Origin of the sequence: Pseudomonas sp. REB1044 (genome assembly GCF_038813925.1) — a bacterium.
Taxonomy (GTDB): Bacteria; Pseudomonadota; Gammaproteobacteria; order Pseudomonadales; family Pseudomonadaceae; genus Aquipseudomonas; species Aquipseudomonas boreofloridensis.
The window spans coordinates 3,837,793-3,853,538 of the sequence record NZ_CP046139.1; the positions used below are offsets into that span (position 1 = coordinate 3,837,793).

The 15,746-nt window shown below is 67.6% G+C and carries 13 protein-coding genes and 2 pseudogenes; 13 read left to right on the forward strand and 2 right to left on the reverse strand.

From position 1 onward, the window contains the following. Positions 1–36 precede the first annotated feature (36 nt). The 8 genes from moeB (at position 37) to GKC70_RS17520 (ending at position 8,891) form a co-directional block, all read left to right on the forward strand. Positions 37–1,209, forward strand: coding sequence for a molybdopterin-synthase adenylyltransferase MoeB (gene moeB / locus GKC70_RS17485; RefSeq protein WP_342649414.1), 1,173 nt, complete (start codon positions 37–39; stop codon positions 1,207–1,209). Positions 1,210–1,219: 10 nt separating this feature from the next. After that, a complete protein-coding gene (locus GKC70_RS17490; protein WP_039576175.1) occupies positions 1,220–1,630 on the forward strand; it encodes a M67 family metallopeptidase in 411 nt (136 codons plus the stop codon). A 43-nt stretch (positions 1,631–1,673) separates the two neighbouring features. Beyond that, positions 1,674–1,946 carry a MoaD/ThiS family protein gene (locus GKC70_RS17495; protein ID WP_342649415.1) on the forward strand — a complete coding sequence of 91 codons (273 nt, stop codon included), beginning with the start codon at positions 1,674–1,676 and terminating at the stop codon, positions 1,944–1,946. Positions 1,947–2,016: 70 nt separating this feature from the next. Further along, on the forward strand, positions 2,017–3,816 hold the full coding sequence (locus GKC70_RS17500; protein ID WP_342649416.1) for a CoA transferase: 1,800 nt from the start codon (positions 2,017–2,019) through the stop codon (positions 3,814–3,816). Further along, entirely contained in the window at positions 3,813–5,462 is a 1,650-nt protein-coding gene (locus GKC70_RS17505; protein ID WP_039576171.1) for a class I adenylate-forming enzyme family protein, read from the forward strand. The genes GKC70_RS17500 and GKC70_RS17505 overlap by 4 nt, the downstream gene beginning before the upstream one ends. Positions 5,463–5,465: 3 nt before the next feature. Next, the gene (locus tag GKC70_RS17510; RefSeq protein ID WP_342649417.1) at positions 5,466–6,674 is read left to right on the forward strand and encodes an acyl-CoA dehydrogenase family protein; all 1,209 of its coding nucleotides are present in this window, start codon (positions 5,466–5,468) and stop codon (positions 6,672–6,674) included. Then, positions 6,671–7,849 (forward strand): MFS transporter, encoded by a 1,179-nt coding sequence (locus GKC70_RS17515; RefSeq protein ID WP_342649418.1) that lies wholly within the window; start codon positions 6,671–6,673, stop codon positions 7,847–7,849. The genes GKC70_RS17510 and GKC70_RS17515 overlap by 4 nt, the downstream gene beginning before the upstream one ends. Continuing rightward, positions 7,833–8,891 carry a glucuronyl hydrolase gene (locus tag GKC70_RS17520; RefSeq protein WP_342649419.1) on the forward strand — a complete coding sequence of 353 codons (1,059 nt, stop codon included), beginning with the start codon at positions 7,833–7,835 and terminating at the stop codon, positions 8,889–8,891. The genes GKC70_RS17515 and GKC70_RS17520 overlap by 17 nt, the downstream gene beginning before the upstream one ends. 117 nt (positions 8,892–9,008) lie before the next feature. Here the strand turns inward: GKC70_RS17520 and GKC70_RS17525 are convergent, their stop codons facing one another. Further along, positions 9,009–9,608: an FMN-dependent NADH-azoreductase gene (locus tag GKC70_RS17525; protein WP_039576164.1), complete on the reverse strand. Its 600-nt coding sequence runs from the start codon at positions 9,606–9,608 to the stop codon at positions 9,009–9,011. A gap of 108 nt (positions 9,609–9,716) precedes the next feature. After that, positions 9,717–10,031 carry a 3-phosphoglycerate kinase gene (locus tag GKC70_RS17530; RefSeq protein WP_342649420.1) on the reverse strand — a complete coding sequence of 105 codons (315 nt, stop codon included), beginning with the start codon at positions 10,029–10,031 and terminating at the stop codon, positions 9,717–9,719. A 48-nt stretch (positions 10,032–10,079) separates the two neighbouring features. On the opposite strand from GKC70_RS17530, the pseudogene GKC70_RS17535 reads away from it, so the two are divergent. The 5 genes and pseudogenes from GKC70_RS17535 to GKC70_RS17555 all read left to right on the forward strand — a co-directional run. Further along, positions 10,080–10,991, forward strand: a pseudogene (locus tag GKC70_RS17535) (LysR family transcriptional regulator); the annotation flags it as partial. Between the two features lie 24 nt (positions 10,992–11,015). After that, on the forward strand, positions 11,016–11,828 hold the full coding sequence (locus GKC70_RS17540; RefSeq protein WP_342651547.1) for an alpha/beta hydrolase: 813 nt from the start codon (positions 11,016–11,018) through the stop codon (positions 11,826–11,828). Next, positions 11,822–12,378 (forward strand): annotated as a pseudogene (locus GKC70_RS17545) (peptidylprolyl isomerase). Before GKC70_RS17540 ends, GKC70_RS17545 begins: the two are co-directional and overlap by 7 nt. Before the next feature lie 55 nt (positions 12,379–12,433). After that, positions 12,434–14,266: an ABC transporter ATP-binding protein gene (locus GKC70_RS17550; RefSeq protein WP_116887767.1), complete on the forward strand. Its 1,833-nt coding sequence runs from the start codon at positions 12,434–12,436 to the stop codon at positions 14,264–14,266. A 466-nt stretch (positions 14,267–14,732) separates the two neighbouring features. Next, a complete protein-coding gene (locus GKC70_RS17555; protein ID WP_342649421.1) occupies positions 14,733–15,695 on the forward strand; it encodes a transposase in 963 nt (320 codons plus the stop codon). Positions 15,696–15,746 lie beyond the last annotated feature (51 nt).

A 15,746-nucleotide genomic window follows, 5' to 3' on the forward strand; every position in this document is an offset into this window, starting at 1 on the left:
GTTCCAGTTCGTATCTACTGAATGGAAGAAAGCGATATGACCCTACCGCCTCTGGTCGAGCCCGCTGCCGAGCTCAGCCGCGAAGAAGTGAACCGCTACAGCCGCCACCTGCTGATTCCCGACATCGGCGTCAACGGCCAGCGTCGTCTGAAGAACGCCAAGGTGCTGGTCATCGGTGCCGGCGGCCTGGGCTCGCCGACCCTGCTCTACCTCGCCGCGGCTGGCATTGGCACATTGGGCGTGATCGACTTCGACCGGGTCGATGTGTCCAACCTGCAACGCCAGGTGATCCACACCGTCGACACCCTGGGCGAGCTCAAGGTGGAAAGCGCACGCCAGGCCATCGCCCGCCTCAACCCACTGGTGAAGGTGCGCACCCACACCGAGCGTCTGGAAGCGGACATGGCCGTGGAGCTGTTCAGCGGCTACGACCTGATCCTCGACGGCACCGATAACTTCGCCACCCGCTACCTGGTCAACGACGCCTGCATCCTGGCCGACAAGCCCTATGTCTGGGGCTCGATCTTCCGCTTCGAAGGCCAGGCCTCGGTGTTCTGGGAAAACGCACCCGACGGTCGCGGCCTCAACTACCGCGACCTGTACCCCGAGCCGCCACCGCCGGAACTGGCCCCCTCGTGCGCCGAAGGCGGCGTGCTCGGCGTGCTCTGCGCGGCCATCGCCTCGATCATGGCCACCGAGGCGATCAAGCTGCTGACCGGCATCGGCGAGCCGCTGCTTGGCCGCCTGATGGTCTACGACGCGCTGCAGATGAGCTATCGCCAACTGCCCCTGCGGCGCCTGCCGCAACGCCGGGCGGTCACCGCCCTGGGCGACTACCAGGCGCTGTGCGGCCTGAACCGGCCGGCGGCCAGCGACGCACCGCAGGTGCCGGCGATCAGCGCGGTGCAGCTCAAGTCGCTGCAGGATGCCGGGCGCGCGCCGGTGATCATCGATGTCCGCGAGCCGACCGAATGGGACATCGTGCGCATCGACGGCGCCGTGCTCATGCCCAAGTCCGAGCAGGTGGCGGCGCAGATCGTCGAGCGCTACGGCCACGACACCGACCTGGTGATCACCTGCAAGTCAGGCATGCGCTCGCGCGCGGTGGCCGGCGACCTGCAACGCCTGGGCCACGGCAAGGTGCGCGACCTGGAAGGCGGCGTGCTGGCCTGGGTGCGTGACGTCGAGCCGGCCCTGCCGAGCTATTGAGGACAGCCACATGGTTCTGCGCATCAGCGCCCAGGCGCTGGCCGAGGTTCAGCGCCTGGCCCGCGCCGCGCATCCAATCGAAGCCTGCGGCCTGATCGCCGCCGCCAGCGGCCAGGCCTTGGCCCGGCGCGTGGTGCCGCTGCGCAACCAGGCGGCCAGCCCGACCTGGTTCAGCTTCGACCCGCGCGAGCAACTGCAGGTCTGGCGCGAGCTGGACCAGCGCGACGAGGACTGCCGGGTGATCTACCACTCGCACACCGCCAGCGAAGCCTGGCCCAGCCGCGAGGACATCGCCCATGCCAGCGACGGCCAGGTGCATTACCTGATCGTCTCGACCTGGGCCGAGGCCCGGCATGCGGCGCGCAGCTTTCGCATCATCGACGGGCGGGTGTTCGAGGAACCGCTGTCCGTCCAGCCATGAACCGGCCGCCACGGCGGCCCCACACGCAAAGAAGGAGATTCGCATGTCGGTTTCAGTGATGGTTCCCACCCTGCTGCGCCCGCTCACCGAAGGGCAGAAACAGGTTCAGGCCGAGGGCGACACGGTGCGCCACATCATCGAGCACCTGGACAGCCGCTTCCCCGGCATCAAGGCGCGGCTGGTCAACGATGACCAGGTGCACCGCTTCGTCAACATCTACGTCAACGATGACGACATCCGCTTCGCCGACGGGCTGGCCACGCCGACCCGTCCGGGCGATCAGTTGACCGTACTGCCGGCCGTCGCTGGCGGCTGAAGCCCCTCCAGCCCTTCGCGGGTACGCCCGCGAAGCCTGCTCGCCCGTCCCCTGTCCGCGAGATCCGCCCATGCCCCGTATCCTCGATGACGCCAGCCTGCGCTGGCGCAGCGGCCCCTCCCTGCCTGCCTGGCAGGGCCTGAGCCGCGCCCTGCAGCAGCACGGCGAGTGCCTTGGCCTGCGTTCGCTCGACGGCCTGGCCGAAGGGCCGGCACTGCACCTGCTGCACCCCGACCTGCAACCGCTGCACACGCACTTGGCGATGCCGACTGCACTGCCCTTGGAACTGACCAGCGAATTCACCCTGCAGGCCGCCTGCGGCCTGATGTCGGTGCATGGTCGCGCCAGTGGCCGAGCGCAGGCACTGGGGGTGAACTACCTGGCCAGCCTGAACGCAGCGCTGGCCTGGCAAGCCACGCTGGCCGCCGCCGTCGGCCAACTGCGCGGCGGCCGCTTCCACAGCGTCACCCTGGACCCTGCGCGCGGCGCGCTGTTGAGCATCGGCCAGTACCTGGCGGGCGCCACCGCGCCGGAGGACGCGGAGCGCTTGCTGCCCGGCCAGGACGATGCCTTCGCCCGGCCGCCGTTCGTGTCGCTGGAGGGCACGGCCTTCGAACTGGAAACCCTCGACAGCCAACCGTGGCGGCACTTCTGGCGCGCGCTCGGTATCAGCGACAGCCTTGCAGGCAAAGCCTGGCAGCACTTTCTGCTGCGCTATGCCAGGGCCGTGGCAGCGATGCCCGCCGAGTGCCTGGACGCACTGGCCGCCCTGCCATTGGCGCGGATCCAGGCCCAGGCGCAGGCCAGCGGTGTGGCGCTGGTGCCCCTGCGCAGCCCGGCGCAGCGCCAAGCCGACGCCGACTACCGTGCCAGCCTGTCCAGCCCCTGGCGCCTGACGCCCGGGCCGCAAGCGCTGGCATGGTCCACCAGCGTGCCCGGCGCGCTGCCGTTACAGGGCATTCGCGTCCTGGAGTCGTGCCGGCGCATCCAAGGCCCGCTGGCCGGCCACCTGCTGGCGCTGCTCGGCGCCGAGGTCATTCGCCTGGAGCCGCCGGGCGGGGATCCGCTACGCAATATGCCGCCGTGCGCCGACGGCTGCTCGGTGCGCTTCGATGCGCTCAATCACTTGAAGTCGGTACGCGAGGTGGACATCAAGTCCGCCGCCGGCCGCGCCGAAATCGACGCGCTGTGCGCCGAGGCCGACGTGTTCCTGCATAACTGGGCGCCGGGCAAGGCCGCCGAGCTCGGCCTGGACGCCGCCGACCTGCACGCGCGGCACCCGTCGCTGGTGCATGCCTATGCCGGCGGCTGGGGCGACGCTGCCGTGCAGGCGCCGGGCACCGACTTCACCGTACAGGCCTGGTCTGGCGTGGCCGAACGCATCGCCCGCGCCAGTGGCACACGCGGCGGCACCTTGTTCACCGCACTCGATGTGCTGGGCGGGGTAATCAGCGCCCAAGGCGTCTGCGCCGCCCTGCTCGACCGCTGCCTGCACGCACGCGGCAGCCAGGTGCAGAGCACCCTGCTCGGCGCCGCCGACCTGCTGCTGGCCAGCGACAGCGCCAACCCACCCAGCCTGCTGCAAGGCGTGTTCGAGACCGGCCACGGCCTGCTGGCGGTGGACTGCCAGACCCGCGCCCAGCGACGCGCCCTCGACCAGTTGCTCGGCGCCCCCTGCGAGGCCCAGGACCTGCCCCGGCGCCTGGCCAGCGCCGATGCCGAACACTGGCAACGACGCTGCCAACAGGCCGGGATTCCGGCCAGCCGCGTGCATCAAGACCTGGCCGCGTTGGCCAACGACCCTTGCCTGGCCGACTGCTTCGGCCAGCGCACCTACCGATCCGTTCAATCACCGTGGAGTTTCACATGAACACCGCCGGCATCATTGACCTGGTACCCCAGAACGCCCGTCGTCGTTGGCGCGAAGACGGCAGCTACCCGAACCGCGATGTGTTCGACCTGTTCCGCGAGCGCGCCGGCGAGACGCCGGACAAACCTGCGGTGCTGTCGCCGGAGGGCCACGTCAGCTACGCCGAACTGCTCGGCGCGGCCCTGCGCCTGGCCGGCAGCCTGCGCCAGTCGGGAATCGTCGCGGGCGACGTGGTGGCCTATCAGTTGAGCAACAGTTGGCGCTGCTGCGCCATCGACCTGGCGGTGGCCGCGCTGGGCGCCATCGTCGCGCCCTTCCCGCCGGGGCGCGGCAAACTGGACATCCAGGCCTTGGTGCGCCGCTGCGATGCGCGGGCGGTGATCGTGCCGGCGCAGTACGCCGACATCGACCTGTGCGAGGTGATCGAGTCGCTGCGCCCGACCCTGTTGTCGCTGCGCTTTCTGATCGTCGACGGCGCGCCACGCGCGGGCTGGTCGACCCTCGACGCGCTGTTCGAGCACACGCCCATCGACAGCACCAGCCTGCCTCGGGTGTGCCCGGATTCGCCGGTGCGCCTGCTGGTGTCCTCGGGCACCGAGTCGGAGCCTAAATTGGTGGCCTACTCGCACAACGCGCTGATCGGCGGACGCGGCCGTTTCCTGCAACGCATCAGCGACGACGGCGCCGAGTTCCGGGGCCTGTACCTGGTGCCGCTGGGCTCTTCGTTCGGCTCCACGGCCACCTTCGGCGTGCTCAGCTGGTTGGGCGGCTCGCTGGTGGTGCTGCCGCGCTTCGAGGTGAGCGAGGCGATCAAGGCCATCGAACGCCTGCGCCCGAGCTTCATCCTCGGCGTGCCGACCATGCTCCAGCGCATCGCCGCCGACCCGGCCCTGGCCGAGATCGACAGGTCCAGCCTGCGCGGGCTGATCTGCGGCGGTTCGGTGATCGACGAAGCCACCGTGCTGCGCTGCACCGAGGCCTTCGGCTGCGGCTTCATCAGCCTCTACGGCTCGGCCGACGGGGTGAACTGCCACAACACCCTGGACGACCCGCTGGAGGTGGTGCTGGGCAGCGTCGGCAAGCCCAACCCGGCGGTGTGCGAGATCCGCATCGTCGATGACCTGGGCCGCGAGGTGCCGCCTGGCAGCGTCGGCGAGATCACCGCGCGCGGGCCACTGAGCCCCATGCAGTACGTCAACGCGCCGGAGCTGGACGAGCGCTACCGCGACGCCGAGGGCTGGGTGCGCACGGGCGACCTGGGCTTCATCGATCCGGCGGGCTACCTGAAACTGGCCGGGCGCAAGAAAGACATCATCATTCGCGGCGGCGCCAACATCAGCCCGGTGCAGATCGAAGGGCTGGCCATGGCGCACCCGGACGTGGTCAGCGTGGCCTGCGTGCCGGTGCCCGACCCGGACCTGGGCCAGCGCGTGTGCCTGTGCGTGACCCTGCGCGAAGGCGCGCAGCGCTTCGCCTTGCAGGACATCACCGGGTTCCTGCGCGAACAGGGCCTGGAGGTGAACAAGCTGCCGGAGTACCTGCGCTTCTACCGCCACCTGCCGCTGACGCCGGCCGGCAAGGTCGACAAACGTGCCCTGGCCGCCGACGCTGCCGGCCTGGCCGAGCCCGTGCGGCAGGTGGGCTGAGCCATGGCCTGCGAGAATGTCTCCCACCTGGCGCAGCGGGTGCGCCACTTCGTCGAGCAGCAGGTGCTGCCGCGCGAGGCCGAGCTGGGCCGCTGCGATGCGGCAGCGGCGCGGTTGACGGCCCAGTTGCAGGCTCAGGCCAAGGCCGAGGGCGTGTTCGGCAATTTCTATCCCGTGGCCGACGGCGGCCGGGTCGCCAGCCTGGTGGACTACCTGACCGTGGCCGCCGAGGAAGGACGCAGCGAATTCGCCCCGGCGCTGCTGGGCTGCGACGCCACGCTGGACTGCCATATGCTCGCCCGCCACGCCAACCCGAGCCTGCGCGAGCGCTTCTACCTGCCGCTGGTGCGCGGCGAACAGGTGCCGTGCTATGCGATGTCCGAGCCGGACAGCATCGGCTCGATCCCCGCCACGCTGAACAGCCAGGCGCGCTGGCAAGGCGACCACTGGCAACTGACGGCGCGCAAGTGGTTCATCTGCCGCGCCGAGCGCGCCGACTTCGCCACCGTGATCGCCCGCACCGACGACGGTCCGTTGCAGTCGGCGCTGTCGATGCTGGTGGTGCCCTGCGACAGTCCAGGGTTTCGCTTCGTCCGGCCGCTGGCGCTGCTCGGTCGCCAGCAGGGTCAGGGCGAGCTGCACCTGGAAGCGGTGCGGGTGCAGCCCGACCAGGTGCTGGGCGCACCGGGCCAGGGCCTGGCGCTGATGCAGCAGCGCCTGGGGTTGGGCCGCCTGCTGCGCGCGGCGCACTGGCTGGGCCTGGCCCAGCGCTGCTTCGACGCGCTGTGCGCACGGGTGCACTCGCCGCGCGGCGCCCAGGCACGGCTGGCCGACAAGCAACTGGTGCGCGCCCGGGTGTACCGCAGCTTTCGTGAAATCGCCAGCGCACGCGGCCTGCTGCAGGATGCAGCGGCCAAGTTCGACCGTGGCCAGGCCAACGCCATCGAGGTCAACCTGGCCAAGCTGGCGGCCAGCGAGGCGCTGTCGCTGGCGGTGGACTCGGCGATCCAGGTGATGGGCGCCGAGGGCCTGAGCGAGCTGTCGCCGCTGTCGGGCATCTATCGCGGCGCGCGCACCACGCACATCCTCGACGGCACCGACGATGCATTGATCAGCACCCTGGGCCGCGATCTGCTGGAGGCCACGCAACCCGGGGCGGCCTTCGATGCCTTGGCGCCCTCCATGCACCTGCACGGCAAGGGGGCGCCATGAACCGACACGTGCCGCTGGCGGCCCTGCTCACTTGCGCCATGGGCCTGCCGATGATGGTGTTCTATGCCCTCGGCGTGCTCGGCCCGCAACTGATCGCCGACCTGGGCATCGACCGCCAGCAACTGGGCTGGCTGACCACCAGCGCCTTCGGCCTGGCCGCGCTGCTGTCGCCGTGGGCCGGGGCGCTGGTGCAGCGCATCGGCTCGCGCAACGGGCTGCGCGCGCTGTTCGTGCTGGTGGCGTTGTCGTTCAGCCTGGTGCTGGTGCTGCCGGGATTCGTCGGCCTGGTGGTGGCCCTGCTGTTCTGTGGCGCGGCGCAGGCCTTGGCCAACCCGGCTACCAATCAGGCCATCGCGCAGACCCCCGATGCGCCACGGGCCAGCCTGGTCGGTATCAAACAGGCCGGGGTGCAGGCGTCGGCGCTGCTGGCAGGCATTGCCTTGCCGGCGCTCAGCGAAGCGCTGGGCTGGCGCCTGGCGCTGGCCTGCTGGGCACCGCTGGCGCTGCTGCTGGCGCTGTGGGTGGGCAGGCAGATCGCCGCACCGGCCACACCGGCCAAGACCGCGCTGCGCGTGCAGCGGCCCAATGGCTGGCTGCTGCGGCTGATGGCGATCCAGGGCTGCGCGGGGCTGTGCCTGTCAGCGTTCATCACCTTCTTTGGCGTGTATGCCAGCAGTCTTGGCGTCGCCTCGGCCACCATTGGCCTGATGATCAGCGGCTTCGGCATCACCGGCATCCTCTCGCGCCTGCTGTTGACCCCGTTGGGCGCGGCGCTGCGCGATGAAACCGCACTGCTCGGCGGGTTGTTCCTGTTCGCCCTGGTCACCGTGCTGCTGTTGCAGCAGGCGGCGCCGGGCCGGCTCTGGCCGCTGTGGGGCGCCGTGCTGGGCATGGGATTGAGCCTGGTGGCAAGCAATGCGGTGGCGATGAGCATGCTGCTGCGCGAGCCGCGCTTCGGTGGCGTGGCCGGCAGCGCCGGGCTGCTGTCGCTGGGTTTCTTCGGCGGCATCGCGCTCGGACCGCCGCTGTTCGCCGCGCTGCTGCGCCAGCCCGGTGGTTTCACGGCAGGCTGGACACTGCTGATGGCGGCGCTGTGCGTGGGCGCCGGACTGTGCCGCAGCCTGTACCGGGCGCGGCGCACGCAGGAGGGCTGCAGCGATGCCGGAACAGCGTAAGCGTCAGGCGGTCATCGAGGCTTTGCTGGCGCCGCTGGGGCGGGTCTCGCAGCAGTGCGACGGGCAGTTCCCGCTGTATCGCCTGGCCCCCGACACGCCGTGGAAGCTGTCGCGGCGTGGCTCCTGGCTGGGCGGTTTCTGGGCTGCCCTGTGGTGGCGCCGCGCCGGGCTCAGCGGGCAGGCCACTGACCTGGCCGAAGCCCAGGCCTGGAGCGAGCGCCTGCACGGGCAACTGGCCGAACCCAGCCTCAACCGCAGCTTCGTGTTCTGGTACGGCGCCGGCCTGGCCGCCCGCCATCCGGATGGCGCACAGGCGCGGCAGTTGGCCGAGCGCGCCGCCGCTGCCCTGGCCGCCGACTTCGATCCTGGCTTGGGCGGTTGGTGGCTGGGCACCGGCCTGGGCGCAGGCGAGCCAGGGGCGGCCACCCTCGATGTCGATGCCCTGGCCCCGACTCTGGCGCTGCTGCACAGCAGCCCCGTGGCGAGCCACGCGGACCTGGCGCGCCGCCACCTGCAACGCTGCCTGCACAGCCTGGCCGAGCCCTCAGGCGCCTGGGCCGCCCAGGCCGTGCGCCACGCCGACGGGCACTGGCAGCGCAGCGCGCCCGGACACTGGGCGCGCGGTCAGGCCTGGGCGATGCTGGGCCTGGCCGAGGCCGTGGGCCGGTACGGCGGCGAATACGCCGAGGCCGCCGCGCGGGCGTGCGAGTACTGGACCCAGCGCTGGGGCGCCCAGGCCGCCGCCGGGCGCCTGCGCGCCAACGAGGCGGACCCCTGCGCCATCGCCATCGCCTCGCTGGCGCTGCTACGCCTGTGGCAATGCCTGCCAGGGCGCAATGCCTGGTGCGAACTGGCCTGTCGGCAGATCGGCGGGTTGCTGTCGCCCGAGGTCAAGCGCGGCCGCTTCGTGGGCCACAGCTACTGCATCGGCCCACAGCAGACCCAATTGGTGGAGACGCCCTGCGCGACGTTCTTCCTGATCGAGGCACTGCGGGCCCAGGGCCAGGTGATGGCGGGCGACGGCGGCGTGGCCGGTTGGTAGGTGCGCGCGGCGATTCACAAAGCGCTATAAAAAAAGCCCGGCCATGTGCATGGCCGGGCTGACACACCCAAAGGAGCAACAGGTGTCAGGGGTTGGGAATGGATTCGCCCCAGCGTCTCAGGCAACCGCGGCCAGTTTCGCCTTGGCCTGGTTCAGGCCCTGCTCGTGGAAATCGCCGCTCATGTTCAGGCCTTCGGCGTGGATGAAGGTCACGTCGTGGATGCCGATGAACGCCATCACCTGGCGCAGGTAGGGCTCCTGGTGGTCGCTGCTGGCGCCGGCATGAATGCCGCCGCGAGCGGTCAGCACGATGGCGCGCTTGCCGCTGAGCAGACCTTGCGGCCCGGTGGGGGTGTACTTGAAGGTGATGCCGGCGCGCAGCACATGGTCGAGCCAGGCCTTCAACGTGCTGGGGATGGTGAAGTTGTACATGGGCGCGGCCAGCACCAGCACGTCGGCAGCCAGCAACTCGTCGGTCAGTTCATTGGAGCGCAGCAGCGCCTGCACCTCGGCGGCGCTGCGTTGCGCCTCGGGTTTCATCCAGCCGCCGAGCAGGTCGGCGTCCAGGTGCGGCACCGGGTTCAGCGCCAGGTCGCGTAGGGCCAGGGTGTCAGCCGGGTGCGCGGCCTGCCACTGCTGGGTGAATTCGCGGGTCAACTGGCGAGACACGGAATCCTGCTGGCGGGCGCTGCTTTCGATGATCAGTACGCGGGACATGGCTGCCTCCATCGGCAAAAACGGGTGCGATTCGATGGAGGTGAGACTAATGCTTGACCTATCGATAAAAAAGCGTAAAAAATCGCTGCAATCTATCGACTAATCCGTTCATTCCGCCTGACAGTTGACGTTGATGCGCAGCTTGATGATCTGCCGATTGAATTTCGCCGTCACGTCCACGCTTCGCCCGGCGGGCACATTTATCCGGCGCACACGGGGCGCTTCGGGGCCGTTCCTGAAGGTCACCTTGCAGGCGGCAGGCACCTGGCCATAGTTGTTCAGGGCGATGCTGCCGATGTCAGGGGCGGTGTCGTAGGCGGTGTAGTCGAGCTTCACGCCGTCCACCTGCTTCTGCACCTCGATCGGATAGGCCAGCGCCGTGATCGGCAGCAACGACATCAGTATCGCCAGGCATTTTTTCATCGTGCGCGCTCCTTGAAAGTGCGCAGCTTAGGACAACAGGAGCCGAACATGAAAGCGCCGCGCGTGACCCTGGATCAGTGGCGAACCCTGCAGGCGGTGGTCGACCACGGCGGCTTCGCCCAGGCCGCCGAGGCCCTGCACCGCTCGCAGTCGTCGGTGAGCTACACCGTGGCGCGCATGCAGGAGCAACTTGGCGTGCCGCTGCTGCGCATCGATGGGCGCAAGGCAGTGCTCACCGAGGCCGGCGACGTGCTGTTGCGCCGCTCGCGGCAACTGGTCAAGCAGGCCAGCCAACTCGAGGACCTGGCCCACCACATGGAACAGGGCTGGGAGGCCGAAGTGCGCCTGGTGGTCGATGCCGCCTACCCCAGCGCCCGCCTGGTGCGTGCCCTGAGCGCCTTCATGCCGCAGAGCCGGGGCTGCCGTGTACGGCTGCGCGAAGAAGTGCTGTCGGGCGTCGAGGAGGTGCTGCACGACGGCATCGCCGACCTTGCCATCAGCAGCTTCAACATTCCCGGCTACCTGGGCGCCGAGTTGAGCACGGTGGAGTTCATCGCCGTCGCCCACCCCGAGCACAGCCTGCACCGGCTCAACCGCCAACTCACCTTCCAGGACCTGGAAAGCCAGTTGCAGGTGGTGATCCGCGATTCCGGGCGCAGCCAGCCGCGCGACGTCGGCTGGCTGGGCGCCGAACAGCGCTGGACGGTGGGCAGCCTGGGCACGGCGGCGACCTTCGTCGGCAGCGGTCTGGGCTTTGCCTGGCTGCCGCGGCACATGATCGAGCGCGAACTCGAGGACGGTCTGCTCAAGCCGCTGCCGCTGGATCAGGGTGGCAGTCGTCATCCGCTGTTCTACCTTTACGCGAGCAAGGAAAAGGCCCTGGGCCCGGCTACGCAGATCCTCATCGAGTTGCTGCGCAACTTCGACACCGCGCCGCTGGACGTGCCCTTCGCCGCCCCGCACAAGCCTGAGAGGACCTCGGCCATGGCCCGTTTCGAACACGCTGGATGCCGTCTGCACTACGAGGTGCACGGCCAGGGCGAACCGCTGGTGCTGCTGCACGGGCTCGGTTCGAGCAGCGAGGATTGGGAGCGGCAGGTGCCGGTGCTGAGCCGGCACTACCAGGTGATCCTGATGGACCTGCGCGGCCACGGGCAGTCGGCCAAACCCCGCAGCGGCTACCGCATCGCCACCTTCAGCGACGACCTGCTGGCGCTGCTCCAGCACCTGGGCTGTGGCCCGGTGCATGTCGTCGGCCTGTCGATGGGCGGCATGGTCGGCTTCCAGTTCGCCGTCGATCATCGGCAATGGCTGCGCAGCCTGTGCATCGTCAACAGCGCGCCCGAGGTCAAGCGGCGCAGCCTGGAGCACTGGCTGTGGTGGGCCAAGCGCTGGAGCCTGGCGCGCCTGCTCAGTGTCGAGACGGTCGGCCAGGGCCTGGCCGCGCGCCTGTTTCCCAAGCCTGAACAGGCCGCGCTGCGCCGCAGCATGGCCCAACGCTGGGCGCGCAACGACAAGCGCGCCTACCTCAAGAGTTTCGACGCCATCGTCGGCTGGGGCGTGCAGGAACGCATCGGCGCCATCGAGTGTCCGACCCTGGTGATCGCCGCCGACCACGACTACACCCCGGTGCAGCACAAGCAACGCTACGTCGCCCTGATGCCCCATGCGACGCTGGCGGTCATCGAGGATTCGCGGCACGCTACGCCGCTGGATCAACCCGAGGTCTTCAACCAGACCCTGCTGCGCTTTCTCGCAGCCCATTTTCCCCCTCAAGGAACATCGCGCCCATGCTGAAGAAACTCCTGCTCACCGCCTGCTCGGTCGCCTTCGCCACCAGCGTCATGGCGTCCGACACCCCCCTCACGTGCTCCTGGACACCAGCCTTGGCCCGGTCACGATCGAACTGAACGCGGAAAAAGCGCCCGTCAGTACCAAGAACTTCCTGAGCTACGTGGACAACGGTTTCTACAACAACACGATCTTCCACCGCGTGATTCCGGGCTTCATGGTCCAAGGCGGCGGCTTCACCGAACAGATGGTGCAGAAGGACACCCAGGATCCGATCAAGAACGAAGCCAGCAACGGCCTGAAGAACACTCGCGGCACCCTGTCGATGGCGCGCACCTCGAATCCGAACTCGGCCACCAGCCAATTCTTCATAAACGTCGCCGACAATGACTTCCTCAACCCAGGCCGCGATGCGGGCTATGCCGTATTCGGCAAGGTCACCCGGGGCATGGATGTGATCGACCAGATCGTCAACTCGCCGACCACCGTGAAGAAAGGCATGCGCGACGTGCCTGCCAATCCGGTCTTCATCAAGTCGGCCAAACGTATCGATTGATCGCAGGTCTCACGGGAGGTGACGCCCTCTGTGCGCGAGACCGACAGGAGTACCCATGCTGTACCGCCGTTTCGAGCAACTGATCGACATCTTCCGTGAGGCGCCCAGCGAGGCGCCGCCAAGCACGGTCTGGCCGTTCTACCTGTACTACCTGCGTCAGGTATGGCCGAGCTTCCTCGCCCTGCTGGTGGTCGGCCTCATCGCCTCGCTGATCGAGGTGGCGCTGTTCAGCTACCTGAGCCGCATCATCGACCTGGCCCAGGGCACGCCCAACGTCCACTTCTTCAGTGACCACAGCGGCGAGCTGATCTGGATGCTGGTGGTGGTGCTGGTGCTGCGGCCGGTGTTCTTCGGCCTGCACGACCTGCTGGTGCACCAGACCATCAACCCGGGGATGACCAGCCTGATCCGCTGGCAGAACCACAGCTACGTGCTCAAGCAGAGCCTGAACTTCTTCCAGAGCGACTTCGCCGGGCGCATCGCCCAGCGCATCATGCAGACCGGCAACTCGCTGCGCGATTCGGCGGTGCAGGCGGTGGATGCGCTGTGGCACGTGCTGATCTACGCGGTCAGTTCGCTGGTGCTGTTCGCCGAGGCCGACTGGCGGCTGATGATTCCGCTGCTGGCGTGGATCTTCGGCTACATCGCCGCACTGTGGTACTACGTGCCGCGGGTGAAAGAGCGCTCGGTGGTGTCCTCCGACGCGCGCTCCAAGCTGATGGGGCGCATCGTCGATGGCTACACCAACATCGCCACCCTCAAGCTGTTCGCCCATACCGACCACGAACAGCAGTACGCCCGCGAGGCGATCTCCGAGCAGACCGAGAAGACCCAACTGGCGTCGCGGGTGATCACCAGCATGGACGTGGTGATCACCACGCTGAACGGCCTCCTGGTGGTGGCCACCACCGGCCTGGCGCTGTGGCTGTGGAGCCAGTCGCTGATCAGCGTCGGCGCCATCGCCCTGGCCACTGGCCTGGTGATCCGCATCGTCAATATGTCCGGCTGGATCATGTGGGTGGTCAACGGCATCTTCGAGAACATCGGCATGGTTCAGGACGGTCTGCAGACCATCGCCCAGCCGGTGACCGTCACCGACGCGCCGAACGCCCCGGCGCTGAAGGTCGAGCGCGGCGCCGTACGTTTCGACAACGTGGACTTCCATTACGGCAAGGGCAGTAAGGTGCTCGAAGGCCTGACCCTGGACATTCGTCCGGGCGAGAAGATCGGTCTGATCGGGCCGTCCGGGGCGGGCAAATCCACCTTGGTGAACCTGCTGCTGCGCCTGTACGACGTGCAGGGCGGACGCATTCTGATCGACGGCCAGGACATCGCCCAGGTCAACCAGGCCAGCCTGCGGGCGCAGATCGGCATGATCACCCAGGACACCTCGCTGCTGCACCGCTCGATCCGCGAGAACCTGCTATACGGGCGACCGGAGGCGAGCGAGGAAGAGGTCTGGGAGGCGGTGCGCGGCGCCCGTGCCGACGCGTTCATCCCGCAATTGTCCGATGCCCAGGGCCGTACCGGCTTCGATGCTCATGTGGGCGAGCGCGGGGTCAAGCTGTCCGGCGGCCAGCGTCAGCGCATCGCCATTGCGCGGGTGCTGCTGAAGAACGCGCCGATCCTGATCATGGACGAAGCTACCTCGGCGCTGGACTCGGAGGTGGAGGCGGCGATCCAGGAAAGCCTGGAGACGCTGATGCAGGGCAAGACGGTCATCGCCATCGCCCACCGCCTGTCGACCATCGCGCGCATGGACCGGCTGGTGGTGCTGGAGCAAGGGCGCATCGTCGAAAGCGGCAGCCATGCCGAGTTGCTGGCGCAGCGGGGTCTGTATGCGCGGCTGTGGCATCACCAGACAGGTGGGTTCGTCGGCGTGGATTGAGGGGTTCTAACCGGCCCTATCGCGGGACAAGCCCGCTCCCACAGGTACCGCGCTGTCCGTCAGTGCAATGCGGTACCTGTGGGAGACAGGCGGGTTCGTCGGCGTGGATTGAGGGGTTCTAACCGGCCCTATCGCGGGGCAAGCCCGCTCCCACAGGTACCGCGCTGTCCGTCAGTGCAATGCGGTACCTGTGGGAGACAGGCGGGTTCGTCGGCGTGGGTTGAGGGGTTCTAACCGGCCCTATCGCGGGGCAAGCCCGCTTGTATGGTGATACTCGAAGGGGTGGTGGGACGAAAAGGCCGAATCTGACTGTCCACAAACAGTACAGACCGTGGGAGACCTCGCCCCACCCCTTCACCAAAGCGCCGATAAAGAATGCATCGTTTGCAAGCGACGATAGAAGCAAGCCAGCGCCTCTTGGTGAACCCCCTCCGAGCCCAAAAACCATACCGTGGGAGTTCAGGTCATGGCAATGCGAGTCGAGAAGTTCATCATTGGCGTCGATGTCGCCAAGGTCGAACTGGTCAGTTACTGCGAGGACACTGCTCAACAACACGCGTTTAAGAATACCAAGCCTGAGATCCGCAAATGGCTAGCACTTCAGCCTGCCAATACGGCCATCTGTGTTGAAGCCACCAACGTTTATCACCTGGACTTGGTGGAGATGGCTTACGAAGTGGGTTTTGCCGTCTATGTCGTCGATGGGTTCCAGCTGAGCAACTACCGAAAAGGAATTGGCGGGCGTGTCAAAACCGATGCGTCTGATGCCTGTCTACTCGCCCGTTTCCTTAATCGTGAGGGCAGTGCGCTTCGTCCTTGGACGCCCCCTCCAGCCGTCTACAGCAAGCTCCAGAGCCTTCTGCGACGCCGAGCAGCACTGGTGTCGGCACGCACCAGCCTGACCCAGAGCTGGGGAAACGAAGTGTCCCTCAAAGAAGCCTTCAAAAGTTTTGCCAAGCACTTTGCATCGCTTGATCTGCTGATTCAAAAGCGTTTGAAGACATTAGTGAGAGAGGCAGGGCTGAGCGAGCAGGTTGCCCGCTGCCAAGCAGTTGAAGGCATTGGTTTTCTAACGGCTGTCGCTTTGGTCACTGCCTTCATCCGTGGCGACTTTAAGCGAAGCGACTCCTTCATCGCTTTTCTGGGTATGGATCTGGAAGTTTCCGAATCAGGCCAGAAATGCGGACGCAGACGCTTGACCAAGCGCGGCTGCTCAGAAGTGCGCCGACTCTTGCACAACGCCGCCATGTCCGCTAGCAAGACCGAGGCCTGGAAGGAGGTCTATGAACATTATCGGAGTACAGGTAAGGCAACCACTCAGGCACTGGTCATCCTGGCGCGAAAGCTGGCCAGAATTGCATTCGCCTTGATGAAGACTCAAGGCGAATACGTGAGCAAAGGCGGCAAAAAGCATTGCCCACAACCATAGAATCTCCCACAGGTACCGCGCTGTCCGTCAGTGCAACGCGGTACCTGTGGG